Source organism: Microcoleus sp. FACHB-68, assembly GCF_014695715.1.
GTDB lineage: Bacteria > Cyanobacteriota > Cyanobacteriia > Cyanobacteriales > Oscillatoriaceae > FACHB-68.
Map to the genome: position 1 here is coordinate 178,409 of NZ_JACJOT010000018.1, position 26,730 is coordinate 205,138.

Sequence of the window (26,730 nt, forward strand, 5' to 3'; positions counted from 1 at the left end):
GAAAAAGAAGAAGAAAATGAAGAGAGAAGTAGAAATTTGCTTCTACTCACTCTCATGATCTTTATTTGCTGAGGCTGTATTTGCTTAGGCACATCGCCTTAAGCGCTCAACTAGAAACTCTTCGTTCCGGATGAATGAAGCATCGCTTGTGCCGGTCGAAGCGATCACCGTGGCAAAGGAGGTGTAGGCGCAGGTTGCAAATGCTCAGGGGATCTGTCGCTGCCACAAACGGCTGATTTGTGTAGGACATTTCCGTGGGATCAATAATCGTCACTGTGCCTTTGCCCAGCACTTGAATCACACCATCACCTTCAAACATGGCGCAGGTGTCCTCATCAATGCCGATGCCCATTCTATCGGGGTGGGCGGCAACCGCGCTCAGCAGTCGTGCCATGCGATTTCGGTTTTGGAAGTGCTGATCCACGATGACATCTGGGATAATTCCCAGGCCGGTGGCCATATCCACCAGTGAACGATTTGGAGACTCGCCACTGCCGCCACCGGCAATCATGTGGTGTCCCATTACCGCCGCACCGGCACTGGTGCCGGCTAAAGTAATCTGACCCAGTTGCACTTGCAGCCGGATTTTTTCCATCAACGGTGTATCCGCCAGGAGTGCACAAAGCCGCAATTGGTCGCCGCCGGTCATAAACACGCCGGTACAGCCTTCAAGGTAGTCTTGCCAAGCAGGGTCTTCTCCCTGGGACCGTTCCCGGATGTCAAGCACTTGAATCGCCTTGGCACCCATTTCTTGAAAAATGGTCGTATACCGCTCGCCAATGGCTGCTGGCTCTCGCGAAGCGCACGGAATAATCGCAATCTGTGCTGCCGGCCCTCCAGCGCGAGCGAAAAACGTGTGCAGGATCTCGCGTCCATGCACTTTGTCTTCCGCTCCGCCAATCACCATGATGGTCGTTTTGGTTGGTTGGGGCATTCTCGGTTCCAGAGATTTATCTTGTAACTGCAGCATAGCCTTGCTTCTGGGCGTGAGGGGGACACTGTAAAAGTTGTAGCCCACTCAGCAGATGTTGCTTCTTATAAAGTTTTACTGCCCAGTGTAGGCTTTCTGGCTAACAGAATCAATTACAGGCTGGGATTCAATTGTCTCACAATCTTCCCACGTCATTGGCACGCTGTTTTTCACCAATCTCCGGCAGCCAGTAGAAGATTGTTTTTGCACTTCAGATTTTGCCACCGGCTGTGATCTGGCATAAATGACGTTGGGAGTGCTTTCTATTGTATTTTCTTGTGGTAGTTGTGCGATCGCTAAAACTCGTGAGATTTGATGTAGTCACTTTATTTCCAGATTTTTTCACCTCAGCCTTGCAATCGGGACTGCTGGGAAAAGCTTTAGCCGGCAACATTGCCTCTGTCGGCTTGGTGAACCCCCGCGACTTTACCACCGACAAGCACCGGCGCGTGGATGATGAACCCTACGGCGGCGGTGTGGGGATGGTACTCAAACCCGAACCGATTTTTGCAGCGGTGGAGTCGCTGCCGGCAGAACCCAGGCGCGAGGTCATTTTGCTGACCCCGCAGGGTGAGCGAATGGATCAAGGATTGTTTCGCGAACTAGCAGCCGGTTACGACCAGTTGGTTTTGCTCTGTGGCCATTATGAAGGCTTTGATGAGCGAGTGATGCATTTAGTTACCCGCGAGGTTTCTTTGGGCGATTTCGTCCTCACCGGCGGCGAAATTCCGGCACTCGCGCTGATTAATGGTGTGGTGCGGTTGCTACCGGGAACCGTCGGCAAAGCTGAATCCCTAACCGCTGAAAGTTTTGAAGCCGGCCTTTTAGATTATCCCCACTACACGCGACCGCCTGTTTTCCGGGATTTGAAAGTTCCTGATGTTTTGCTGTCAGGAAATCATGCAGCGATCGCTCAATGGCGCAAAGAACAACAAATTCAACGCACCCGCCAGCGCCGGCCTGATTTGTTAAAAGATTTTGAAACCACCCATAAAGAGGAAGACGATAGCTAGTAAAACCGGCTATGACGGTAGAGTAGGTAGCCGGTGTTTTAGCCATGAAAAAATTCCAATTTATTTGGATGGCACTTTTGTCATTTCTGCTGATTAATGAAGTCAACGTTAATCCCAGCAAAGGCGAGGTCGGGAAGTGGGTCGAGTTCAATTCTGCTGCCTATGCGAGAAGAGGAAGCAGTGGCGGGCGATCGCGAGGGGGTTCCTTTAGTCCTTCGCGTCCCTCCTCTCCCAGCCGGCCTAGTGGCAGCAGTGCCCCTCGTGACTCCTCTCCCAGTTTTCCAGCACCGGCACCTGCGAATTCTAGTGGTTCTAGCAACACTGGGGGACGCGTCCGGGGTGGATCGTTCCAAACCCCCGCACCGGCACCCGTCCCTTACAATCCCCCACGTTCCACAGGGACGACAAATTATCCCCCCAATTATTACCCTCGGCAAGCCGATCCCTACTACCCGCGTGGAGGTGGGACGGTGATTGTGCCGGTGCCGGTGCCGGTGGGGCCAGTACCTTATTATTCCAATCCTGGTCAAGCCCCATACTATCCGCCGGCTGATCCCTCTGTCTCCCAACCCAATGCAAATTATCAGGGTTCTGGCTATTCTTCTTCAAACCGCTCAACCTCTTCTAGCGGCTCATTTTGGAGCTTTTTGCTATTTCTCTTGGTATGCGGGAGTTTAGTATTTCTTGCTTGGTACATTTTTGCCGGCAGAAAGAAACCCAACCAAAACGAACTCACCAATGACATTGTTACGGTTAGCAAATTGCAAGTCGCCCTGCTAGCTGAAGCGCGTCACATTCAATCCCATCTGTCCGATCTCTCCCTGAGTGCAGATTTAGATAGCTCAGAAGGATTAACACAATTATTGCAAGAATCAGCCTTAGCATTGCTGCGTTCGCCAGAATACTGGACTCATGTCCGAGCGAGTTCACAAACCGTTAAAAGTCGAGAAGAAGCCGCTCAACTTTTTGAGCAATTATCTATTGAGGAGCGCAGCAAATTTAGTGCAGAAACGCTCAGTAATGTCGGAGGCAACATCCGCTATGGAGATCGAGCAAGAGCCGATACCGGTGATGATTTGGCTACTTATATCGTCGTCACATTTTTGGTAGGAACAGAAAACGATAACCCACTGTTTGACAGCATTCACTCAGCGGAAGAATTGCAACAAACCCTACAGCGAGTTGCCTCCATCTCACCCGACTATCTACTCATTTTTGAATTACTTTGGAGTCCGCAAAAAGAAACAGATACCCTTTCCTACGATCAGCTACTGACCGAATACTCTGACATGATTCAAATTGCTTAATGCCAGAAAAAAGCGGGGGTAACAACAAAATTCATGCCCCTGCTCACCAACCATTGTGCTGAATCGCAACTCAGAGAACTTTCTAATTCAACCTAAACAAGCATAAAATATATTAAAGGTCAAGTTTTTATTGAACTATTAAAAAGTTAAAAAATAGGAACCACTCTACCATCAATCTTATCTGTATATGCCTAACGGCACGCTGCGCTATCATCTGCGTTTATCTGCGGTTAAAAAATCATCCTGTCAACATAAAATATCCAAAAATCCAAATTACCATGACTCAAAATAACGAAAGAGACAACGATATCGTCACAGTTACCAAGCTGCAAATAGCTCTAAGCGCTCAAGCCTCCTCAGTGCCGGCTGAACTATCTAAACTTAGCCTCAGCGCGGATACCGAAACACCCGAAGGATTGTGGGGAATTTTGCAAAATACAAGCCAACTGCTGCTCACAAACTCAGAATACTGGACTCATGTATTAACGAATTCCCAAACCGTTGCAAGCCGGCAAGAAGCTGAAACAGTTTTTGAGCGCGTTTCCCTTAACGAGCGGAGTAAATTCAGTACAGAAACGCTCAGTAATGTAGATGGTGAAATCACGCAGCGACAACCCGACTCCGCTGCTCAAGATGAAGAATCGGCAGCTTATATAGTCGTAACCCTGCTAATTGGAACTGCCGACGATCAACCCCTATTTGGAGAAATTAAATCGACTGAAGCAGTAAAAGAAGCTTTAGAGCAACTGCTATCAATGCGAACCGACTATTTAATGGTTTTTGAGCTGCTGTGGAGTCCCCAAGCAGAAACAGACAAGCTCACTCAACAGCAAATGGCGCTTCAGTATGCTGATATGATGCAAATTGCTGAATAGCTGTCAAATATTTGTTGTCAATAGACAGTTGTTAGTGAGAAACTAAAAAGGACAAAGACAAAGAACAAAACTAAATGAATATCAGAATTGGCAATGGCTACGATATCCACCGGCTTGTCGCTGATCGCGCTTTAATTTTGGGAGGTGTCAAGATTTCCCATGAATTAGGCTTGTTAGGACATAGTGATGCAGATGTATTAACTCATGCTATTATGGACGCGATGCTGGGCGCTTTAAGTTTGGGGGATATCGGTCATTACTTTCCACCAACAGATGAAAAGTGGGCCGGTGCTGATAGTTTGATGTTGTTGGCGCAGGTTGATCAGCTCATTCAAGAAAAAGGCTGGCGAATCGGAAATATTGACTCAGTAATTGTGGCGGAACGTCCTAAATTGAAACCTCATATACCGGCAATGCGAGATCGTCTGGCGGAGGTTTTAAGCATCAAGCCTGACCAAATTGGCATCAAAGCAACCACCAATGAAAAATTAGGGCCGGTGGGAAGAGAAGAAGGAATTGCTGCTCATGCGGTTGTCTTGCTAGTCGCTGCTGATTAACCTTCAATATCTGGCATAAAAAGCAGCTAGCATAGAGATTAAAAGGAAATCGGAAAAAGACTCTCAACCACCGAGGGGAATTAAAGCAATGGAAGCAGCAAATTTTGAACTTGAGCTTGACGAGCAACCAGTTGTTGTAGCTGACAGTGTTGCGGAAGACGTTAAAGGCAACATCATTCTGTTAATTGCAGTTCAACCAACAGAAGCAAAACACAGAAGAATTGAGCAGCTAATTTACAACTTAGAAAGCTCGAAAGTTTTAATTCCCTTCGCCATGCTTGTTAATTTAGAAACCATTGAAATTTTTGAATGGAACGGTGTCAAGTTGTCGGAGCCAATTTGCTCCTTAAAAACAAGTGATATCCTGCGCCATTATGAGCCAGAATTCGACAAAAAACGGATATTTTATCAATATCTAACGAGGTTGGTTGAAGCGTGGCTGCGCGACTTAGCCTATCACTGGAAAACGGAAACACCTCCAGCCTCAGAAGAAATGGCAGCAATTGGTTTATTGCTACGACTCAAAGATGGCACCACAAAAACTGATGTAGTTCTGAGGGGGCGTGTTGAGGATTAATGCCGATCCTGTATGTTGAAACGAACTTCTTGATGAGCATTGCGACAGGACGTGACCCCGAAGCAGACAACTTGCTATTAAACCCCCCCGCATCCGTACAAATAGCAATACCTAGCATTTGCTGCATGGAAGCCCTCTCTGTTTTAGAGGATGAGCAAAAACGCCGTAACCGTTTTACAGGAGAACTGGAAAACCAAATCAGTCAGTTAAAACGAGATTTAACCTCACCTTCCGCCAAGTCTCTGCTTTTTCATTTAGAGGAATCACTAACTGAGAATAAGGGGCTACTTAATGATGTTCAGGTGCGTCTTTTTCAAGCCTTAGAAAATGTGGCGACAAAAGCAGAAATGATTAGCTTAAATGCAGCAATACTTCAAGATAACTTGAAGAATGTTTTAATTTTAGAAAACCCGACAGATAACTTGATTTTACACTGTATTTTGAACCACGCCCGCTCAAATGCAACTGAAGCCAAAGTATTTTTGAGCGGGAACTCTAAAGAATTTGGAGTGAGAAAACTTCAAGAAACGTTGCGCGACGCCGGCATCGAAAAATATTTCTTTCGCAGCCAAGATTTTATCGGTTGGCTAAACTCCGGGCAAATTTTGTGAGTTAGTTGTAAAATTAAAAGTTACGACAGAAGAAACGATTATGAAATTTTCTAAAATTGTTCTGGCAACTGGACGCCGGTGGTTAGCCGTTTTGCTCGCCTTAATCACAGCAGTAACGCTGGGAGGCTGCAACCCTAGTAACTTCAAAACTGAAGCCGCTCAAGTGCCTTATCTTGTAGACGCTAGCCTGAGCGACCCGAATTCTTTTAACTATATTCTCAGCCAAGGAGCACCGGATGTTCTGGGGTTGGTTTATGAGGGACTGCTTAGCCAAAACGGGATTACCGGCGAACTTGAGCCGGCTTTAGCAGAATCTTGGGTAATTGCCCCAGATAAGCAGCGAATTGTTTTTACGCTGCGAGAAGGACTTAAATGGTCTGATGGAGCGCCTCTAACCACAGATGATGTTATTTTTACTTATCAAGATATCTTTTTTAATGAGGAAATCCCAACCGATATTAGAGATATTCTCAGAATAGGCAAGAATGGGTTATTGCCAAAAGTGCGGAAGATTGATGATCGTCGGGTTGAATTTACAGTCCCAGAACCCTTCGCTCCTTTTCTTCGCTATACTGGCGGATTGGCAATTTTACCGGCTCATGCTTTGCGGGAGTCTGTCACGACAAAAGACAGTGCCGGCAAACCTAAATTTTTATCAACTTGGAATACAGACACCGATCCCAAAAAAATAATTGGAAACGGCCCTTATACGCTTGAAAGCTATATTCCTAGTCAGCAGATAGTATTGCGTCGCAATCCCTATTATTGGGAGCAAGATAAGCAGGGAAATCCCAAGCCTTATATCGAGCGGTATGTGTGGAAAATTGTAGAATCTACTGATACTCAATTGCTGCAGTTTCGCTCTGGAGGTTTGGATGTATTCGGAGTTTCACCTGACTATTTTTCGCTGCTGAAGCAAGAAGAAAAACGGGGAAACTTTACCGTTTATATAGGCGGGCCAGAAATGAGTACCACCTTCTTGGTATTCAATCTAAATCAAGCAAAAGATGCGAATAATAAGCCTCTGGTAGACCCAATTAAGTCTCGCTGGTTCAACACCAAAGCATTTCGACAAGCAATCGCTCATGCGATCGACCGGCAGAAAATGATTAACAACGTTTACCGGGGGGTTGGAGAACCACAAAATTCACCGATTTACAAACAAAGCGCATATTATCTGTCTCCAGAAGCCGGGTTGAAAGTCTACGACTATAATATAAAGCGGGCCAAAGAATTACTTTTAGGAGCCGGCTTTAAATACAACGCTCAAGGGCAACTGCTCGATTCCCAAGGCAACCAAGTACGCTTTACAATGCTGACGAATGCCGGTAATAAACTGCGGGAAGCAATTGGCTCTCAAATCAAGCAAGACCTCAGTCAAATTGGTATCGAAGTAAATTTTACTGCCATCGCTTTCAATACCCTTTTAGAACAGATTGATCGGCGACAATGGGAGAGTTACATTGGCAAAATAGGGGGTGGCGGTGTCGAGCCAAATGGAGGTGCAAATACTTGGTTAACCAAGGGCGGTTTGCACGCGTTTAACCTCGGCCCGCAAGAAAGTCAGCCACCAATAACTGGTTGGACAGTTTCAGACTGGGAGCGAGAAATAGAACAGCTTTATATTAAGGGTGCCGGTGAGCTTGATGAAGCAAAGCGCAAAGAGATTTATGCGGAAACCCAGCGCATTACTCAAGAAAACTTGCCGTTTATTTACCTAGTAAATCCCCTAACAATAGCGGCAATTCGTAATCGCCTGCAAGGAATAAAATTCTCAGCACTTGGCGGTGCCCTTTGGAATCTTACCGAACTCAAAATCATAGAATAGCAGCCCCGTTAATAAGGAAACAAAGACTCATGCAAAAGGCAAAAATTCTTTTCGTTACTTTTGCCTTTTTATTTTTTAATTGCCTGCTCTTAACCGGCTGCCAATCAACCTCCCTCACAACACCGGCAGCCAAAGGTTCCCAATTAGTCAGCGCCATCCTCAGCGATCCCAAAACTTTCAACTGGGCACTAAATCAAGAATTTCCGAATGTTTTTCTGTTCACAAGTGAGGGTTTAACCAAAGAAAATAGCCTGACTGGCAAAGTTGAGCCGGCACTTGCAGAATCCTGGGAAATCTCTAAAGATAAACAACACGTTATTTTTACCCTTAGAGAAAATTTGAAGTGGTCTGACGGCACACCATTAACTGCGGATGATGTAGTTTTCACCTACGAAAAAATAGTTTTTAATCCAGCAATTCCCACAGATGCCAGAGATAGCCTCAAAATCGGAAATAGTGGTGCTTTTCCCAAACTCCGAAAGCTAGATGCTAGGCGGATTGAATTTATTTTACCAGAGCCTTTCGCGCCCTTTCTGCGAACAACAACAGGGCCACCAGATGGCATTATCATTTTGCCAAAACACGCCCTGGAAACCGCTGTAAATACTAAAACTTCAACGGGAACGCCTAAATTTCTCTCAACCTGGGGTGCCGGCACGAATCCCACTGAAATTATTGTTAATGGCCCTTACTTAATCGAAAGTTATACGACAAGTGAGCGAGTAATATTTCGGCGCAATCCTTATTACTGGCAGCGCGATGCTCAGGGAAATCAATTGCCTTATATCGAGCGTGTAATCTGGCAAATTACAGATAGCATGGATACGCAATTATTGCAATTTCGCTCTCAAGATTTAGATACAACAGATGGCTGGGGTCGAATGCGTCCTGAAGATTTTCCGCTACTGAAACGAGAAGAAAAACGGGGAAATTTTAAAATCCATATAGCCGGCCCTAGACCTGGGACAAACTTTATTTCCTTTAACTTAAATAAAGGCCGGCGCAACGGACGCCCATTCGTTGATCCTGTCAAATCTCGCTGGTTTAATACCGTAGCATTTAGACAGGCAATTGCCCATGCCATCGACCGGCAATCAATGATCAACAACTCCTTGCGCGGTTTAGGAGAATTGCAAAACTCCCCGATTTCCGTGCAAAGTCCTTACTATATTTCTCCAAAAGAAGGGTTAAAAGTTTACGATTACAATCCAGAAAAATCGAGAAAGTTGCTGCTCAGTGCGGGATTTAAATATAATCCACAAGGACAACTCCTTGATGAAGCCGGCAACCGAGTTCGCTTCACACTGATGACGAATGCTGACAATCAAACTCGTGTGGCAATGGGAGCGCAAATTAAGCAAAACTTAAGCAAAATAGGCATTCAAGTAGATTTAAACCCCATCGCCTTCAGTACGCTCGTAGACAAGCTTTCTGACACGCTAGATTGGGAATGTTATCTCTTAGGATTCACCGGCGGCACAGAGCCGCATAATGGTGCAAATGTCTGGTTGCCTGATGGGGGTTTACACAGCTTCAATCAAAAACCATTATCCGCAAAACCGGCAATTGAAGGGCATGAAGTAGCAGCTTGGGAGCAAAAAATTGGCGATCTTTATATTAAAGCGGCTCAAGAGTTAGATGAAACTAAACGTAAAGCAATTTATGCCGAAACTCAAAAGCTGACTCAAGAATATTTACCCATGATTTATCTCGTTAATCCCTTATCAATGGCAGCAATTCGAGATCGGGTGGAAGGCGTTAAGTATACCTCACTGGGAGGGGCATTTTGGAATATAGCTAGACTAAAAATTAAAGAGAAAAATTAATAATTTAGTGTAATTTGTGCTTTTCACAAGCAAGTAATAACAAGCCATGAGTAACAATATGCCTGAAGCAGTGTTTTAGCGTTTTCTGCTTAATTGCCGGCAAATTGTCTAGCAGATTCCTACCCAATTGCCGTTTGTTGAGCGAAGATTGGGAGAACACAGGAGAGGGAAGCAGGAGAGCAGGGGGGCAGGAGCGTGTACCGGGAAATTTTTACTTTGGATGAGTCACACGGTCGAGATCGCCGCACTGACCGCCGGCTTGAACAGCTTTGGGTTTTGGGGCTGTTTTTAGCAGCGGTTCTTCTTTATGGGATGAACCTGGGTGAGTTGCCACTGCGAGATTGGGATGAAGGAATTGTCGCTCAAGTCGCCCGTGATATTTGGCGCGGGGATTTAAATTGGCTTTACCCAACTTTAGCCGGCGAACCGTATTTCAATAAACCTCCCCTGGTTCATTTGCTCATTGCGATTGCCTATAAATTCGGAGGTGTCAGTGAATGGACTACTCGCTGGCCACCGGCAATGCTATGTGCGATGAGTGTGCCCCTGCTTTACTGGATCGGTCGTGAAGTTTTTCCCCGTAGGACGCCGGCGCTATTTGCGGCGCTGAGTTACCTAACGCTGTTGCCGGTGGTACGCCACGGACGGTTGGCAATGCTAGATGGGCCGGTCTTGTGTTTTTTCTTACTGATGGTGTGGTGTTTGCTGCGAACGCGGCGAGATTTACGCTGGGCATTGGGTGCCGGCATTGGTTTGGGACTGATTTGTTTGACCAAAGGCATTTTGGGGTTATTACTAGGCGCAATTGCCGCGATTTTTATCGCCTGGGATACCCCACGACTCCTCAAGTCTGGGTATATGTGGATTGGCCTGCTGTTGGGCCTGAGTCCGGCAATTGCTTGGTATGTCGCGCAGTGGCAGCACTATGACCAACAATTCATCACCGCCCATCTGATCAACCAATCCTTCAATCGGATTTCAGCCCAGGTCGAGGGGAACACCGGCCCGCCTTGGTACTATCTCCTAGAAATTTTGAAATATAGCTGGCCGTGGGTGCTGTTTTGGCCGCAGGGGTTGCGCTTAGCCTGGGAAAATCGCAATATGGGCTGGGCTAAGTTAGTGCTGGTTTGGAGTGGTGTTTATCTGCTAGCCATTTCGCTGATGAACACGAAACTTCCCTGGTATGTGTTGCCGGTTTATCCAGCCTTGGCGCTTGCCGGCGGTGCTCAGTTGGCTGAAATTTGGCACCGGCGCAGCGACAACTATCGACTTTCAAGACAGGAGGCAACACCCTTTGCGCCCGACTCATCTGTGGTGTATTCCCGGCGATGGGTGGTTATTTTTGCACTGCTGGCTGTTATAGGTTGGGCCGGCTGCCTTTATTTTGGTTGGTTTGCCCCTGTGCCGGCACCCGATTTACAGCTCACCTTGGGGTGTTTTGGTTTAACCATGAGTGTTGTGGCTGTTCTCACTTACCGGCAAAACCCGCAATTTATTTTAATTTTATTTTGGGGCACTTATGTTTCCCTCACACTGTTCACGGCTTCTAATCACTGGGTTTGGGAATTAGGGGAAGATTATCCGGTTAAGCCGGTTGCCCAAATTATTGCGGAGGATACCCCAAAGGGTCAGGATATTTACACCTCTCATCCCTACAGCCGGCCTTCTCTTGATTTTTATAGTGATCGCAAAGTTATTCCTGCTGAACTTGAAGAACTGAGCCGGCACTGGCAGAATGATTCTCAACCGTATTTACTGCTAAATCGAGACGCTCTCAAACAGCTCGATTTAGGGGAAATGTCGTTGGTGGGAAGCACGGGCGATTGGACTTTGGTAACGAGAGAACATCCGAAAAAAGACAGATAAAGAGTGCCTAATTCATCAGATTTCTTTGAATACAATTTGGGATTAAAACCACAGATTCAGCAGGTGAAACTTGAATGTGCTGCACTCGTCATTCCAGTTCCACCTGCATCCACAGATAAACACAAATGATTTATCTGCTGCCGGCCAGATATTCTAGAAAGGGAATTTGATATGAAAACCACAGATTCCGCAATTGAACACAGATAATTTATCTGCTGCCGGCAAGAGATTTTAGATAATTCATGAGGTTGAAATTGCCTCCGTTGTTGGCGTGAGTACGTCTTGCACTGAAGTGTTTTCGTCTAATACCGGCTCTATAAAAAGCTGCATTTGGTTCATCTGCACCGGCCCGAAAATCGTTGCAAAAGAAACATCGGCTGCATCTCTTCCTGTACCAATGCGGACGGTTCCATTAAGCGGAACTAACCGGGTGGCGTCAAACAAATACCAGCGATCCCCTAAATACGCTTCAAAATAAGCGTGAAAATCCGGTGGATTTAAGCCATACGCGTATCCTCCAACAAAGCGTGCTGGAATATTTAAAGCCCGACAAAAAGCAATGCCTAAATGGGCAAAATCCCGACAAACACCGGCTCGTTCTGTTGCAGTATCATAAGCTGAGGTTTGGGAGTCGGTACTGCCAGATAAATAGGCAACTTTGTCATAAATCCAATTGCAAATTGCTGTAACTCTGGAATACCCCGGTAAGAGTTCTCCAAATTCACTCTGCGCCAATTGCATCAATTTATCTGACTGGCAGTAGCGGCTAGGAAAAAGAAAAGGTACGACTTCTAGAGGTAAATCAGCCGGCGGAACTTCTAGAATCTCATCGGGATTGGCACAAAATTGAGAAACTTCAACGGTTGCTTGATACGAGACTTGTAACTTGCCTGCCGGTGCGTTGAGTCGGAAGTATCGATTTTCAGAAACGGGAGAAAGCAACTCGTCAAAATCTTGTTGGGGTTCTATCTTTAGGGTTTCCTGACAAACTTTTTGATGGTCGCTGTCGCCCACTCTGATATTAAACACGAAGGTGCTGAATTGGGCAATTTGATAGTTTAATTGACAGCCAAGGCGAAGTTTCATAGTTGCACTGGATTGCAGAAATGATTGCAGCTCATCTCTAGGATCTCTTATTCTGACAAATTTTTGCCGGCCTTGGCTGGATAAGTTAACAAACACGGATATTTAGCGATAAACCCACCGGCAGGGGAATGAACTTGTTGATGCCGGTGGGATCAAAAGCCGGTCGTTTTAGGAAAGGAGGCTTAACCCTGGATCGTCTGACGTAACCGAGAAGAAAGAACTTTGAAGACTGACGGATGTCACACTCATTGCTACGCCCAAAAATTCACCGCTTGCCGCGAGTTTAATGGTGGTATCGCTGACTCCATCTGAGTCAATATCGATATCCTCAAAGCTCAAGTCCGCTACTGTCAAGCCTTCCGTCAACCCGATGCGATCACCTTCAACCAGAGTGAAGTCAGTAATGCGAGAGACTGAACTGATGTCAAATTTCCCAACTGCCACATCCCGCCTGAGAACATAACAGTCTGCACCTTCATCGCCGGTTAGGCTATCTGAGCCAAAATCGCCAAACAGGAAATCATTGCCTTGTCCGCCAGTGACTATATCATTGCCTTTGCCACCGCGCACATAGTCTTCACCCTCATCCCCTGAGACCCAGTCATCGGCCATATTTCCGTTGAGAATATCATTGCTTTGGCCGCCGAAAACCTGATCGCTATCGTCGTCACCCACCAAGTAGTCAACGCCGCCGTATCCAACAAGAAAGTCTGCACCGCTGCCGCCGTTGACGACATCATTTTCAAAGGTGCCGAAAACTCGGTCGTTGCCGGCTAAACCCCGCACGCCTCCTTGATATTGACCGGCATCTAATAAATTAGAAATTTCAATGGTTTCGCCGGCATCAGACAAATCATAATAATTGGCATTGATATAGCCAATTGCAATCACAGTTGTGACACTCCTAAATGTAAACAGGAGGTCATAATCTTGAATAATTGTAGAGGTGACAACCGGCGAGATTCTGCCGTACAGTGAGGCTGTGGCAACGGTTTCTTCGGGTGAGTTAAATTGGCTCGTGAATTGGTTGCCACCATCCGCTGAAAAACCAAACAATTCGAGCGTGTATTGTTTCCCGTCAAAGGTGAATGATTGACGGCTCAGACCCCCAGTGGAAAACCGCAGCCGATCCCCATCCTCAACTGGATCGCCAGTGGTGTTCGGCGTGTTGAAGATGTTAAATGAAAAGTCAAAGTTGGTTTGGCCAGTTATCGGAGAGTTTAAGGCCAGAGAAACATTGAGGGGGAAATCTCCATTAAAGCCGCCGGATTGAAAGCTTCCATTCGCGTAAGTTAGTTGTCCAAGGCTGAAGAGGCTATTTGGTTCAGCGTTAAAGTTTGTGCCGTCATATTGGACGTAGCTGTTGAAACTGTCCTGTGCCGGTATTCCCCAAGTCAGCCGGTTGTTCGTGCCAGTATTTTGATTGGTTAGCGAAATTACCGCCCAAGAGTTTGGCTCAGATGGCTCTCCAAACTGACCGAACGAATTTCCTGTAAAGGTGGTTGCCATAGTTGAACTCTCCCTGAAAAAAAACAACGACTTAAGAAATTCTCAACTCCGTCGTGATGTACTCTAGTTTACTGGAATCCATCTGCCAAATCTATGCTGAGGGCATAATAGTTGCAAAATTTTAGAGCTAAATGCAGGAGAGTTTAAATTTTGTTTAAGGCTTAAATTTAATTGTGTATTTATGTAATAATTTATTTTTTTAACTTTTGAAATCTTATTTTTTTAACAAAGTCAGTAAAGTTATTAAAAATAAAGCGCAAATAATCCTCATTTAAACAATAAAAATAAAACTTCAAAAAAAATTAACATCCCAAACTCAAGCCAATTAAACTCTTAATGCTATCTGCGCTTATCTATCTATTATTAACGACAGACTGCGCCAGCATCTGCGTTTATCTACGGTGAAAAAATCAACCAAAAATAAACAATTCAGACAAGCACATCCGCATGATAGGTGCCACCCCCTGGACACAGCCGGCCAACTAAGCTATCAAATCAATAGCACTCACTCTTCGCCGCAACGTAGCCGCGCTCTTAAAAGCTTGCCGGCGCAGAGGGTACAGCTATTAACACACAACGATCAGCCGTCGCCCCTGAAACCTTAGCGGGTGCAGAAAACGGGAGAATTCCTAGCAAAGTTTACAAATAGTTATAATGTATTAAAAATAGCAAAGTAACGCTCAGGCTGCTTTACTGATTAAAATCGTCATTTTCTGAGAAACGCAGCCGGCTCGGCGTTTACATCTGCAAGCATCTAAAATCACCTGATTGGGTGATTCAAATAGATGAAGTCACAAAATTCTGACCCAGAGTAAGCTAGAAAGCAATCCTGAGCTTAAGCTAGGCACTCAGAATAAAACGATTAGCAGCCAGCAGATTGATTAATCCTGAATAACACAACTGCGCCGGCTTTGGCCTTAAAAAGGAACAGCCTGACAGATCGCATCTTGCCTTATTGATAGAGCAAAACCCAGCATGGCTTCAATTGCGCGTAAAAACTTATTTGAAGACATTCCTCGCTTCCTCGTTGCCCAAGCTGGGATTATGTTTGCGGTGAGTTTAGTTACCATCCAAACCGGCATTCTCAATGGATTTACCCGCTCTACTGCCCTTGTCATTGATCAATCCAACGCCGATATTTGGGTAGCTTCAAAATACATGGTGAACTTTGAACTCACCCTACCCCTCTTTTACGAGCAAGTCGCCCAAACGCAAAAAATAGCCGGTGTCGAGCGAGCAGAAGCGCTTCAGGTGAAAGCCTCGATCTGGCGCGATCCCTTGGGGACGATTTCTCTGGTGAGAGTCATCGGATTTAACCCACAAGGGCAATTATTTGCACCACAACCAATTGAACGGGGAAGCCTGAGTTTCCTCAAAGAACCTTACACCGTCATGGTGGACAAAAGCACCTTAAAATCCCTGAACGTGCAATGGGTGGGTGATGAGGTTGAAGTCGGAGCCTTTCCAGCTCGGTTGGTGGGTTGGACAGCCGGCACTCAATCCATCGTCTCCAGTGCTTTTATGTACACCTCACTGGAAAACGCTAACGTCTATGTCAATTCCACTCCCCCCTCAGCAACCCTTGCTGCTACGCCAGAAAATCTCACTCCAGATCAAATCCGAGCATTAGCCGCCAGCGGTCAAATCGATCCAGCACTCGCCGAACAGCTAGCCGGTTTACCCCCAGAAAAGCTTAAAGAATTAGCGGCCACCAAGGAATTTAGGCAGAAGTTGGAAACCGCTGCCGCTGACAAGGGAAAGCCGGCAGCACCCAGAAAATTAACCGCCAAAGATCAGATCACTTATGTGTTGGTAAAAGCCAAAGCCGGCTACGATCTGCAGGCACTCAAACGGGATCTCGAAGCCGCTTTGCCAAACGCACGAGCCTATACGCGAGCGGAAATGGCACAGCATACTCGAAATTACTGGTTGCAGCGAACTGGAATTGGCTTCATCTTAGGATTAGGGGCGGCAGTCGGTATCCTTGTAGGCACCGTCATTGTTGGTCAGATCCTCTACGCCTCAGCATCCGACCATATTAAAGAATTTGGCACGCTCAAAGCGATGGGTGCATCGGATTGGGTAATTTACGGCATTATTGTGGAGCAAGCATTATGGATGGCAGTTTTAGGCTATGTCCCTGGTATGCTGGTCTGCTGGGGTTTGGGCAATTGGACGTTAGCAACTCAGGGAATCATGATTTTAATTACACCGACAAGCGCCGGCATTGTCTTTGGGATCACCGTGTTGATGTGCGTCAGTTCAGCGCTGTTTGCAATTCAAAAAGTCACTCGTGTCGATCCCGCTATTGTATTCAAGGCATGACACTTAAAATTGTGGCTGGCGTCTTGATAGTTGTAGCGGTCTCAATGCTGTTAAATACCAGTATTTGATGGGGTTAGACTCCGGATTTATCTCTGATGATTTTGGAGTTAATATGAACCGCCAAACCTCTTCTTAAATTTTTCTCTTTCTCTCTTGCTAGCTGAGCCAGTCTCCTCAACACTTTAATATATGACTGTTTCTCAAATTCACCTTACTAAGTCGGCTAACATAAAAACTCAGGTGCCAGCTGCTACTTTAGGCTCGGTCAATACCAAAACAGAAGCCATCGTTGCTAAGAGATTAGAGATGGTCTTCCAATCTGGACGGCAGCAGTTTAAAGCCCTCAAAGGAATCAACTTAGATATCCAGCGGGGCGATGTTCAACTGTTGATGGGTCCCTCTGGTTCGGGCAAGACAACTTTGCTGTCAATTTTAGCTGGGCTGCTGACGCCCAGTGCCGGCAGAGTTTACCTTCTGGGAGAAGAGATTACCAGTATGTCTCGTGCTGAGCTAGCTCACTTCCGCTTGCACAATATTGGTTTTATTTTTCAGGGATTTAACTTATTTCCAGCCTTAACGGCAGCAGAGAATGTGGAAGTGGCCCTGAAAGTGAAAGGCGTTGGGGGCCGAAATCGGAGAAATCAAGCTCAAATACTGCTAGAACAGGTGGGGTTGAGCGACAAAGCGAAACTGCTGCCTCGTGAACTGTCGGGTGGGCAAAAACAGCGAGTGGCGATCGCACGGGCACTAGCCGGCAGTCCTCAACTGATTATGGCGGATGAACCCACTGCTGCCCTAGACTCGCAAAACGGGCACGCAGTCATTGAACTACTGAGTCAGTTGGCCAAAGAAGGTGGCTGCACCGTGCTAATGGTGACGCACGATCCCCGGATTATGGATATTGCTGACCGAGTCCTTTATGTGGAAGATGGAATATTAAAAGGGTCTAGGGCAGAGGGGTTAGGGCTAGCTGAGGTTGCTGATACCAGGAAGCTTTAAGTTTTCTGGATCTCATTTCTTGCCGATGACTTGCTGCAAAACTGTTTGCGGGAGTTCGATCAGCTGCTGCCAAAGCTGTTGAGGGCCAATGCCGAAAGCCAGTTGCAAGACAAGAACAATGGCTGCAATTGAAACTGCGGTTTTAAGGGTGGTCTTGAGCAAGTTGATTAACGCGGTAAAAACCAGCCAAGACACAATTAAGGCAGCGAGTAGAGTGATTAGGTTGAGTGACATAAGCGTGGTAGCATCCCTATTGAAACAACTGTAAAAACTGGGTTGGGCACTTTAAAGGGGCTTCAGTAGAAAGAACGGATTCTACGGGAAGTCCGGAAATTAATCATTTTTGCACGCATGGGGATGCACCTTGTGATGGCGATTTGCCTACGCCGGCTTGATTGCGCTACTAAGCCGGCAAGTTTAAGCAAAGTCAGATTGTAAGAGTTTTCAAGCTTGTTACTTTCATTTGCTTCTTAATCACACCTTAGTCGCCGGCAGGGGTTCTTGCGCCGGCAACTGGTTAGCTTGCTTAATTGTCTTTTTTAGCTTGGCCTAAATTTAGAAGTGAGCCGGCTTATAACTCGCTCTAGGAGTTGCTTGTTTCTGCTTATTTAAAGCAACTTTTTAGGGCAAATTGTCTTTTAATGCCTGGGTTTTTCCTTAAAATGCCGAAACCAAATTTTTGGGAACCAGATTTTACAACTGATTGAAATATCCATCTCTATTATATCTTTAATTTTGGAGCCGGCTCACTGCTGTAATTGCTCCCTTACCCAAGCTCGAAAAGTTTTGAAAGTTGCGATTCTCCCTGCGGTTTGGCTTTGCTTAACATATTGCGGAATTACCTCAATGATGGGGATTGTTGGGAAATTTTGGCTGGTGTTAGACTCAACATATTTTCCCTCCTGAATGAGGAATATTTGCAGCAGTTGCCCATCGTATCTCCACAATTCAGGTACGCCCAAACCCTCGTAGCTGTTAAATCGGACGCGCGAATCACTGGTAATATCAATTTCAAGTGCCAAATCTGGTGGAGGTTCTGTGTTTAAATCAATCTCACGTTTGCCTCTGATGGCAGGTTCATTGTGAATATAGAAACACTGATCGGGTTCTATCCCCTTAGCCATGTTTTGATTTTTGAAAGTGGTAGAACCGAGCGTTCTATATTGAATTTCAAGTTGTTCCAAGAGTGCTTTCACTAAATCACTAATAATTTCTTTGTCATCCTCATGTCCTGGTAGTGGCATTTTGATTTCTAAGGTTCCATTATCATAGGCAAGTCGAGCCGCGTAACCCTCACCCAGAGAGGTAAGGATGTTTTCAAACATCTCCCAAGAAATGTTTTTCAATTCCACTCTATTGCCGGGAGGGACAATTAGCTGCTTCAGTTCAAACACTGCCGGCTTCGTTTCAGCTTTCATTCAATTTTTACCTGGAAAATGGGGATTACTTCATTTTATCGCAGGGAAATTAGACGTTCCCGCCCATCTAGCTTTTCACTCGCCGCGAGAACTTCTTGCCGCGCCCATTGATCGGCTGCCAGGATATCATCCAAAGAAGGAGTTTGAGAGTTATCGGCTTGATGTTTATCGCAGGCAGATTCAATTAATCGGGGAATGTCTAAGAATTGAACTTTTTCATCTAAAAATAGGGCGACAGCCTGCTCATTTGCGGCATTTAAAACAGCCGTCATGGAACCACCGGCACGACCGGCATTATAAGCAAGCTGCATACAAGGATACTTTTGATGATCCGGTTCACGGAAAGTTAAATCCCCAGCTTTAACTAAATTTAGGGGTTCCCAATCGGTATAAATTCGCTCTGGCCAAGATAAGGCATAAAGCAAGGGTAAACGCATATCAGGCCAACCTAATTGAGCTAAAACTGAGGTATCTTGCAACTCAATTAAGGAGTGAATAATGCTTTGCGGGTGAATCACAATGTCGATGCGGTCGTAATCTAAACCGAAGAGATAATGCGCTTCAATGACTTCTAAACCTTTATTCATTAAAGTGGCAGAATCAACGGTGATTTTGCGGCCCATTGACCAGTTAGGATGTTTAAGTGCATCGGCAACGGTGACTTGTGACAGTTTCTCCACCGGCCAATCACGGAAGGCACCCCCAGAGGCGGTTAGCAGAATTCGCCGCAAGCCTCCGGGAGGGACGCCTTGGAGGCACTGAAAAATGGCAGAATGTTCAGAATCCGCCGGCAGCAGTTTGACGCGGTGTTTCTCGACGAGGGGGTTGACAACCGGCCCACCGGCAATCAATGTTTCTTTATTCGCTAAGGCAATATCTTTACCGGCTTCGATGGCGGCAATCGTAGGCAACAAGCCGGCGCAACCGACAATGCCGGTGACAACGGCTTCGGCATCTCCATATCGGGCGACTTCTATGACACCGGCTTCCCCAGCTAGCAGGATCGGTTGGGGATCGATATCTGCGATCGCTTCTTTCAGTTCGGCTAATTTGTCTTCGTCACAAATGGCGACGATTGCCGGTTTGAACTGCCGGATCTGCTGCGCCAGCATTTCCACATTGCGTCCTGCTGCCAATCCGACAATGCGAAACTGATCGGGGTATTGAGCGACAATATCTAAGGTCTGAGTGCCAATAGAGCCGGTGGAGCCGAGGAGAGTAATCGCTTTCACAATTGTTTAAGATTTATAGGGCAATTCCACTATAAACAAGGACGGGATCGCTGATATAGAGACGTGGCGTTTCACTTTTGGGAAAAGAGGGGGATGGGGCATGGGGCATTGGGCATGGGGCATTGGGCATAGTTAATTAATTATGTTGAGTCAAAATATTCGTAGCTTTATCTTGACAAATATTAAATATAATGCAGTGTATTGGATTGCCGGCGCGGCTGCGGTGATTTTTTTTGCTTGCAGCAGTTTGCGACACGCTTTATTTCAATCTGGCGCGTTTGATTTGGGAATTTTTGATCAAGCGGTTTATCTGATTAGCCAGGGAAAGCCGGCAATTTCTTCGTTTATCGGGTTTCACATTCTTGGCGATCATGCCGCTTTAATTCTGTACCCACTGGCTTTGCTGTACAAAATTTATCCCGATGTGCACGGGTTACTGGCTGTGCAAGCGGTTGCCTTGGCGTTGGGTGCACTGCCGGCATGGCAGCTTGCTAAGTTAGCTGGGTTGCAGGAGAAGCCGGCGTTGGCAATGGCTGGGGTTTATCTTCTTTATCCGCTGGTTTTTAATCTCAATTTATTCGATTTTCACCCAGAAGTGATTGCACTGCCGGCACTTTTATGGGCAATTTTAGCAGCGAGACAGAATCAAATCGGATGGTTTTGTTTAGCAATTGCCTTGGTTTTAAGTTGCAAAGCGGTTTTGGCGCTGACAATTGTGGCGATGGGTTTCTGGCTGATTTTTTTTGAGAAAAAGCGGTTATTTGGAACAATTGCCATTGCTGCCGGTGTCGCTTGGTTTCTCATTGCCACACAGTTTATTATTCCATTTTTTGGGAGCAATGCGGCATCTGTAGCGCGTCATTTACCGCGTTACAGTTATCTGGGGAATTCTGCGCCAGAAGTCCTTAAGAATGTGCTATTGCAACCGGCACTTATTTTGGGCAAAATCTTTTCCCTTACAACATTAGAATATTTGGCATTATTGGTATTGCCAGTGATTTGGTGGTTGTCGCCGCAGCATCTTGCGCCGTTAGTGGGTGCGGTTCCCACACTCGTTTTAAATATTTTATCAGAAGCGGCAACGCAACGAAATTTGGTGCAGCAATATTCGCTGCCGGTGTTGCCTTTTCTGCTGCTGGCAGTCATTTCTAACCTTGCGGCAAAGGAAAAATATCCTGCCTTAGAAAGGCAACAAAAGAATTCTTTTTTCTCAAATTTTCCTTCTGTTTCTTTTCTCGCAATGCGACAGGGAAGTTTATTGTCGCTTATTTTATGGTCATTTTTAGCATTTCTCGCTTTAGCCAAATACGGGTATTTTGGATCTATCTATCTAGATTCCCTAGATACTTGGAAAGCGACACGACAGGCAATTGCTCAAATTAAAACAGAAGAAAGCGTTTTAACAACTCATGAAATTTCCCCGCATTTAAGCAATCGGCAATTTATAAAATTTACCGATACAACTTCACCACCGGCAAATTTAGCTGAATTTAAATATATTTTGCTAAATTTGCGAGATCCGGGGTGGAATAGTTCGCCAGAATTTGCTGCCGGCTTAGTCACTCAACTTAAAAACAAGCCAGAATTTAAACTTCATTACCAGCAAGATGATGTTTACCTGTTTATTCAAAAAGACGACTGAATAATTTTAAGGATTCTGCGTCTCCTCTCGTCTTTGGTTATCTTTTTCCTGTGCGTCATTCACTTTATCTTTTACTCTATTAATGGGAGTTAATCCAGGTGCCGGTGTTTCTGTTACGGCTGGTGAAGCCGGAGTATTTTGAGGTTGTGACGAGTTAGAACAGCCGGCAGATAGAAATAAAAGGAGACTGGTTACTGTTAAAGAAGCTACTTTCAATTTTAGCATTTTGAGGGAAACTCCAAACTGCGAGAAATTGTGCGTTTTTGCTTAACTCTAGTTTAGCGAAATCTCGCCCATCGGCAGCGAGATTTTTCCTGAAAAACTAAAAAATCATACTTTCTAAAGCCGTTTGTAAGTCTTTCGTTAAACCGGCAACCGCAGATCGCCGGCTGCTTTTATAAGCATCCCACCTATCGGTAACAGAAATCGGTTCACCCACCGTCATTTGCACGCGTTGTTTACCTAATTTCGGGCGTCCAAAAGGATTGCCTCCCTGAATCCGAGTCATCACATCTCGCAAGAGTAAAGCGGTTTCAGCAAATCGTTCAACCGTGGGTTTTTCTTTAACATATTGCCCTGTTACCGCCACAAAACTTTCCGCGAGTCTCATGTGCCACATTCGCAAGTTAGCTTCTTCGGCAATGCGATCTGCAAGTCCACGTTCTAGTAGAGATAATGTTTCAAAGTCCTTGATATCTTCTCGATAAATTCGATCCCAACCGGCTTGTTCTAATCGCCGGCATCGATCAATTAAACTGCCTTTAGGTGGTAAATTAAAATACTCTTCTGCAACTTGCAAGGCGACATCCAGTAAGGCATAAAGTCGAGTAGATAATTCTTCACTTCCGCTGGTTTGGGGTAATTTCCGATGATAAAACTGGCTGTAAAATTCCTCCATCATCGCCAATAAGTGCCCCCCTATCCGAATCAGCCGGCGGTAAAAAGAACTTTGAATTTCAGAGTTTGGGTTTTCCAGAGATTCTGAACTGCTTTCAAAAGCCGGCAAACCGCATTCTGTCTCTAACTGACTTAATAGTTTATCCACTGCATCCCAAGGTTCTTCTACATAACTATATTGAATTCCGATGGGGACTATTAAAACTTGTTCAGATCGTCCAGCTTTTAATAAATCTTCCGCACACCAAAAGCCTAATTGAGCGATTCCAGGTTCTAAAGGACTGACGAGTTCATTATGACCGTTTGTAGCGCCTTCTGGGGCGGCTGCAATTGGCAATTTACCGTCAACAAATAACTCACGCGCCGAACGTAATCCCAGGCGATCTATTTTTCCTCGCTGGATAGGAGTGCCACCTAATTGGGAATATAACCAGCCGATTTGTTCCCCAGCCCACAGAGGAATTCCTCGATCATAAATAAAATGAAAATGAGTGGGATATTTTAGACGTATTCCCTTTTCTCTGGCAACTTGTGGCACTAGCTGCCAAGCTAAGTATCCTAGACAGTAAGGATCGTCTGTATTCGGGTGACGGAATGCCAACAAAAAGCGAATTTTACCTTCCTGAAATTGATGAAAAAGTTCGACTAACTCCGCAACATTATCAGCTTGAATATCCGTAATGGTTGTCCGCAACGGCAGCCACGCCGGCAGCAGCTTTTGACAGCCCCATAAAATTAGGGGGTTAAGTGCCGGTGGGATAAATTCTAAAGCCGGTTGAGCGTGAATAATTTGATCTGGCATAAAGTTTTGAAGGGGGCGTACGTGTTAAACTATGTCTTTATAAAAATTCTAGATTAATTTTCAATATTTTAAGGTTTTTAAATATTAATTAATAATGTTTTTAAATATAGGCTGAAATAGGTGTTGTAAATTCCCGAAGGCTAGAAAATCTAAAACCTATTAAATCCTAATTTCATTTTTTTTTCACAATTTTAGTGGGTTCTTCACAAACGTTTGATCGACGAGAGGCAAAATGCAAATCATTCACTAAAAAATAAGGATGAGTACGCTTTGTGGTAAAATCTTGCAACTGTATTGCTCTAGCTGCGCTCACCACTGCTTTAGCTGTGAAAGTAGCCCTTTAGCACTCCATCCAGCTTCGGGATCGCACCAGAGACGATTCTAGTTTTCAGTTTGTTTGTACTTTGTATTTCGGATCATCACTTATGTTAGACGCGCAAGGGCTGTTCAATGAAAACTTTTACTTATCCCAGAACCAGGATGTAGCAATAGCAGTTAACGCCGGCATTTATAACAACGGGTATGAACACTTCGAGTTATACGGTAAATCTGAGGGGCGTAATCCTAGCGCCTTTTTTGATCAAGGCTATTATATTGATACCAATTCAGATGTAACTGGCAATGCGTTTGACCACTTCATTTTGCATGGTCAATTTGAAGGCAGAAATCCTAACGCTATCTTCGACACCGGCTTTTATTTAGATCAAAATCCAGACGTTAAAGCAGACGTTGATAAAGACGTGATCACCGGCATCGAACACTTCATCGAGAATGGGCAATTTGAAAGCCGCGAAGTCAACCCATTTTTTGACGAAAGTTACTATCTAGAAACCAATGCAGACGTAGCAGCCGCTGTAGCAGCCGGCGCAACTACAGCGATTGAGCAATACATGGGTTTCGGTCAATTTGAAGCCAACCGTAACCCGAATGCGCTATTCGACACCAATTTTTATCTGCAAAACAATGCAGATGTAGCAACGGCAGTCTCATCAGGCGGAACCTCGGCAATCGAGCATTTCGTCGTTTACGGTCAATTTGAAACCAACCGCACCTCCCAATTTTTGTTCGATCCCGATTTTTATCTCCAGAACAATTCAGATGTAGCAACCGCAGTCTCATCAGGGGGAACTTCAGCGATTGAGCATTACGTCGTTTACGGTCAATTTGAAAACAACCGCCAACCCAGTTCTCAATTTAATCCCAACTTTTATCTACAAAATAATGCTGACGTAGCAGCAGATGTCAGCAACGGAAATCGTAAGAGTGCGATTGAACATTACATTCGGTTTGGCATTGCAGAAGGACGTAGCGGCGGTGGAGAAACCGTCAATCCTTCAGCAATTTACGTTTCTAGTAACGGCACAGGTAACGTTGGCGATGTTGATCAGTTTATAGGAACTTTAAACTTCCAAAAACGATTTGACGCCGGCAACAATGAAGGCGTAGAACTCGATGAACTCGGTAATCTTTATCAAGCCGGTGACGTAACAGCCGGTGCCGGCAGTATTCGCGCCATTTCTCAAATCGCCAACCGGGCAAACGGTGACGCATTTACAGCTTTAAAAGACCGTGAAATTGCCGGATCTCAAACCGGCTTGCTCAATCCTAAAGGCATCGCCATCGCGCAGGAAGCAGGATTTATTCTTGTTGCAGACAATGGTGCAGGGGATGTGAAAGTATTTGGAACCGCCGCCGGAGGGAATGTGCCGCCGGTTGCGACCACCGCTTTGCCGGCCAAACCTTGGGACGTTGCCTATGATGAAAACGCAGACCGGCTGTTCGTCGCCTTAGTCGATGGAACTGTTAGCGTCTTCGATAATTACATTGGAAATGGCAGCAATATCGGTGCCGGCAGCTCTCGAAGAATTAACCTCGTAAATGCGAGTGGAACTAAAGTTTCTACGAATCTTCACGGCATTGTTTATGAACCCAATCGCAATCAATTAGTCGTTACTGATGTTGGCGCGGCTACAGCAATGCAAAGCTCCAATTTTAACAGTGACGGGCGAATTTATGTCATCAACAACGCCAGCGCCGCTGATGGCAACGTGGTTCCATCTCGCACCCTAGAAGGGCCGGCTACTCAACTGGGTAATCCAGTGGATATGATCTTGACCGGCAACGATGTTCAAGTTGCAGAAAAAGCAAAAGATCGGCTGTTGATTTTCAGGAATATCTTTAATGGACCGAGCGGCGATATTGCGCCTCAAGTCAGTGTCAGCCAAATCAAGCCAGAATCTTTAGTTGCTCAACTTTCTCAAGGGCCGGCTAATCCTGATGTCACCGATATCGAGTCTACAGGCACGCTTATCAATTCCATCGTTACAACTAGCAACCCCCCATCTGCCGGTGCCACTGACTTCGTCGCACGGCTTTCTACGAATTTGCAAACCACCCAAACGACATTTAACACCGCTAATGGGGTGGCAAGCGTAGAAAACATCACCTTCGACCAAACAGGCGATGCCTTTATTACCTTTGATACCAATGACACCAACGGCGGAATTTTAGTCGTAAACCGGCAGGCAGAAAGCCGAAATGGCGGCACATTTAGTGCGTCGCGTGACCGACTAATTACAGGTGTAAACACCGGCATGGTTAGTCCGAAAGGCGTCGAGGTTGCTGATAGTTTAGGTCTGGTTTTTGTTGCCGAAAATAATGCCGCAACACCGGCAATTCTCGCCTTTAGTACCCAAGCGCAAGGCGATGTGGCACCCGTATTCAAGACAACCGACCTTGGCGGACGCCGGCCTTGGGATGTTGATTATGCGCCATCACAAGATCGATTGTTTGTCGCCGCCACCGATGGCACTGTACTCGTTTATGACCAGTATTCTGTTACCCAAGGTGCCAACGGCCCAACACGAGTGATCACTCCGTTCGATCCGACAGGAACGGCAAAAGCATCTATCAACTTGCATGGAATTATCTACGTGGAATCTTCAGACACATTGCTGCTTTCAGATGTCGGCAGTGCCATGAGTGCAACTGACGGACAACTGTTTGTAATTAATAATGCCGGTGCGGCAAATGGCAATGTTGCAGTTCGCGCCCAAATTGCCGGCGCAAACTCGAAATTAGGAAATCCTGTTGATATTACATTCGACGGTGCCAACCTTTATGTCGCTGAGAAATCCAACAATTTAATCATGCGCTTTGATGGCATTCTCAACCAGTTGGGTTCCCTCGATATTGCTCCAACGCTATCAACGGCGAGGAACAAACCTGAGTCAGTTGCGCTTGCTCCTGATTACCTCTCATAAGCCTTAAGCTTTGAGTGATTTTTAGGGGTGTATTCGACTCACTCAATGGTTAGATTTAACCGCAGATAAATGCTTTGTCTATGCCTGCCGGCATGATGCGTTCTTATCTGTGGTTAAATCTAAAAAA

21 protein-coding genes are annotated in these 26,730 nt (G+C 45.6%); 13 read left to right on the forward strand and 8 right to left on the reverse strand.

The features are described 5' to 3' along the window. Positions 1-106 precede the first annotated feature (106 nt). Positions 107-970 carry a cyanophycinase gene (locus H6F73_RS24520; protein WP_190761382.1) on the reverse strand — a complete coding sequence of 288 codons (864 nt, stop codon included), beginning with the start codon at positions 968-970 and terminating at the stop codon, positions 107-109. A gap of 305 nt (positions 971-1,275) precedes the next feature. On the opposite strand from H6F73_RS24520, the gene trmD reads away from it, so the two are divergent. The 9 genes from trmD to H6F73_RS24565 all read left to right on the forward strand — a co-directional run bounded on the left by trmD (position 1,276) and on the right by H6F73_RS24565 (position 11,430). After that, the gene (gene trmD, locus H6F73_RS24525; protein ID WP_190761383.1) at positions 1,276-1,983 is read left to right on the forward strand and encodes a tRNA (guanosine(37)-N1)-methyltransferase TrmD; all 708 of its coding nucleotides are present in this window, start codon (positions 1,276-1,278) and stop codon (positions 1,981-1,983) included. A 44-nt stretch (positions 1,984-2,027) separates the two neighbouring features. After that, complete coding sequence (locus H6F73_RS24530; protein WP_190761384.1) at positions 2,028-3,290, forward strand: DUF1517 domain-containing protein; 1,263 nt, start codon at positions 2,028-2,030, stop codon at positions 3,288-3,290. Positions 3,291-3,568: 278 nt separating this feature from the next. Further along, positions 3,569-4,165, forward strand: a complete 597-nt coding sequence (locus tag H6F73_RS24535) for a DUF1517 domain-containing protein (protein ID WP_190761385.1) — start codon at positions 3,569-3,571, stop codon at positions 4,163-4,165. A 74-nt stretch (positions 4,166-4,239) separates the two neighbouring features. Continuing rightward, positions 4,240-4,722 (forward strand): 2-C-methyl-D-erythritol 2,4-cyclodiphosphate synthase, encoded by a 483-nt coding sequence (gene ispF, locus H6F73_RS24540; protein WP_190761386.1) that lies wholly within the window; start codon positions 4,240-4,242, stop codon positions 4,720-4,722. 88 nt (positions 4,723-4,810) lie between these two features. Beyond that, complete coding sequence (locus H6F73_RS24545; protein ID WP_190761387.1) at positions 4,811-5,299, forward strand: hypothetical protein; 489 nt, start codon at positions 4,811-4,813, stop codon at positions 5,297-5,299. Continuing rightward, entirely contained in the window at positions 5,299-5,910 is a 612-nt protein-coding gene (locus H6F73_RS24550; RefSeq protein WP_190761388.1) for a PIN domain-containing protein, read from the forward strand. Before H6F73_RS24545 ends, H6F73_RS24550 begins: the two co-directional genes overlap by 1 nt. Positions 5,911-5,950: 40 nt before the next feature. Continuing rightward, positions 5,951-7,738, forward strand: a complete 1,788-nt coding sequence (locus H6F73_RS24555) for an ABC transporter substrate-binding protein (RefSeq protein ID WP_190761389.1) — start codon at positions 5,951-5,953, stop codon at positions 7,736-7,738. Positions 7,739-7,767: 29 nt separating this feature from the next. Next, the gene (locus tag H6F73_RS24560) at positions 7,768-9,564 is read left to right on the forward strand and encodes an ABC transporter substrate-binding protein (RefSeq protein WP_190761390.1); all 1,797 of its coding nucleotides are present in this window, start codon (positions 7,768-7,770) and stop codon (positions 9,562-9,564) included. A gap of 195 nt (positions 9,565-9,759) precedes the next feature. Then, positions 9,760-11,430 (forward strand): glycosyltransferase family 39 protein, encoded by a 1,671-nt coding sequence (locus tag H6F73_RS24565; protein WP_347239613.1) that lies wholly within the window; start codon positions 9,760-9,762, stop codon positions 11,428-11,430. Between the two features lie 240 nt (positions 11,431-11,670). Here the strand turns inward: H6F73_RS24565 and H6F73_RS24570 are convergent, their stop codons facing one another. Next, on the reverse strand, positions 11,671-12,516 hold the full coding sequence (locus H6F73_RS24570) for a transglutaminase family protein (RefSeq protein WP_190761391.1): 846 nt from the start codon (positions 12,514-12,516) through the stop codon (positions 11,671-11,673). Between the two features lie 168 nt (positions 12,517-12,684). Next, the gene (locus H6F73_RS24575; RefSeq protein WP_190761392.1) at positions 12,685-14,025 is read right to left on the reverse strand and encodes a choice-of-anchor K domain-containing protein; all 1,341 of its coding nucleotides are present in this window, start codon (positions 14,023-14,025) and stop codon (positions 12,685-12,687) included. A 975-nt stretch (positions 14,026-15,000) separates the two neighbouring features. Here H6F73_RS24575 and H6F73_RS24580 point away from each other — a divergent pair. Further along, complete coding sequence (locus H6F73_RS24580; protein WP_190761393.1) at positions 15,001-16,350, forward strand: FtsX-like permease family protein; 1,350 nt, start codon at positions 15,001-15,003, stop codon at positions 16,348-16,350. A 189-nt stretch (positions 16,351-16,539) separates the two neighbouring features. Then, positions 16,540-17,349 carry an ABC transporter ATP-binding protein gene (locus tag H6F73_RS24585; protein WP_190761394.1) on the forward strand — a complete coding sequence of 270 codons (810 nt, stop codon included), beginning with the start codon at positions 16,540-16,542 and terminating at the stop codon, positions 17,347-17,349. A 12-nt stretch (positions 17,350-17,361) separates the two neighbouring features. Here the strand turns inward: H6F73_RS24585 and H6F73_RS24590 are convergent, their stop codons facing one another. The 3 genes from H6F73_RS24590 to dxr all read right to left on the reverse strand — a co-directional run bounded on the left by H6F73_RS24590 (position 17,362) and on the right by dxr (position 19,999). Beyond that, the gene (locus H6F73_RS24590) at positions 17,362-17,583 is read right to left on the reverse strand and encodes a hypothetical protein (protein WP_190761395.1); all 222 of its coding nucleotides are present in this window, start codon (positions 17,581-17,583) and stop codon (positions 17,362-17,364) included. A 512-nt stretch (positions 17,584-18,095) separates the two neighbouring features. Further along, positions 18,096-18,767, reverse strand: coding sequence for a Uma2 family endonuclease (locus H6F73_RS24595; protein WP_190761396.1), 672 nt, complete (start codon positions 18,765-18,767; stop codon positions 18,096-18,098). Between the two features lie 35 nt (positions 18,768-18,802). Beyond that, positions 18,803-19,999 carry a 1-deoxy-D-xylulose-5-phosphate reductoisomerase gene (gene dxr, locus H6F73_RS24600; RefSeq protein WP_190761397.1) on the reverse strand — a complete coding sequence of 399 codons (1,197 nt, stop codon included), beginning with the start codon at positions 19,997-19,999 and terminating at the stop codon, positions 18,803-18,805. Positions 20,000-20,141: 142 nt separating this feature from the next. Here dxr and H6F73_RS24605 point away from each other — a divergent pair, with 142 nt between their 5' ends. Beyond that, a complete protein-coding gene (locus H6F73_RS24605; RefSeq protein WP_190761398.1) occupies positions 20,142-21,641 on the forward strand; it encodes a DUF2079 domain-containing protein in 1,500 nt (499 codons plus the stop codon). Between the two features lie 6 nt (positions 21,642-21,647). On the opposite strand, the gene H6F73_RS24610 is transcribed toward H6F73_RS24605, so the two are convergent. Further along, positions 21,648-21,866, reverse strand: coding sequence for a hypothetical protein (locus H6F73_RS24610; protein ID WP_190761399.1), 219 nt, complete (start codon positions 21,864-21,866; stop codon positions 21,648-21,650). A 97-nt stretch (positions 21,867-21,963) separates the two neighbouring features. Further along, entirely contained in the window at positions 21,964-23,340 is a 1,377-nt protein-coding gene (locus tag H6F73_RS24615) for a 1-acyl-sn-glycerol-3-phosphate acyltransferase (RefSeq protein ID WP_190761400.1), read from the reverse strand. 425 nt (positions 23,341-23,765) lie between these two features. On the opposite strand from H6F73_RS24615, the gene H6F73_RS24620 reads away from it, so the two are divergent. Continuing rightward, a complete protein-coding gene (locus H6F73_RS24620; protein ID WP_190761401.1) occupies positions 23,766-26,603 on the forward strand; it encodes a hypothetical protein in 2,838 nt (945 codons plus the stop codon). Positions 26,604-26,730: the final 127 nt, after the last annotated feature.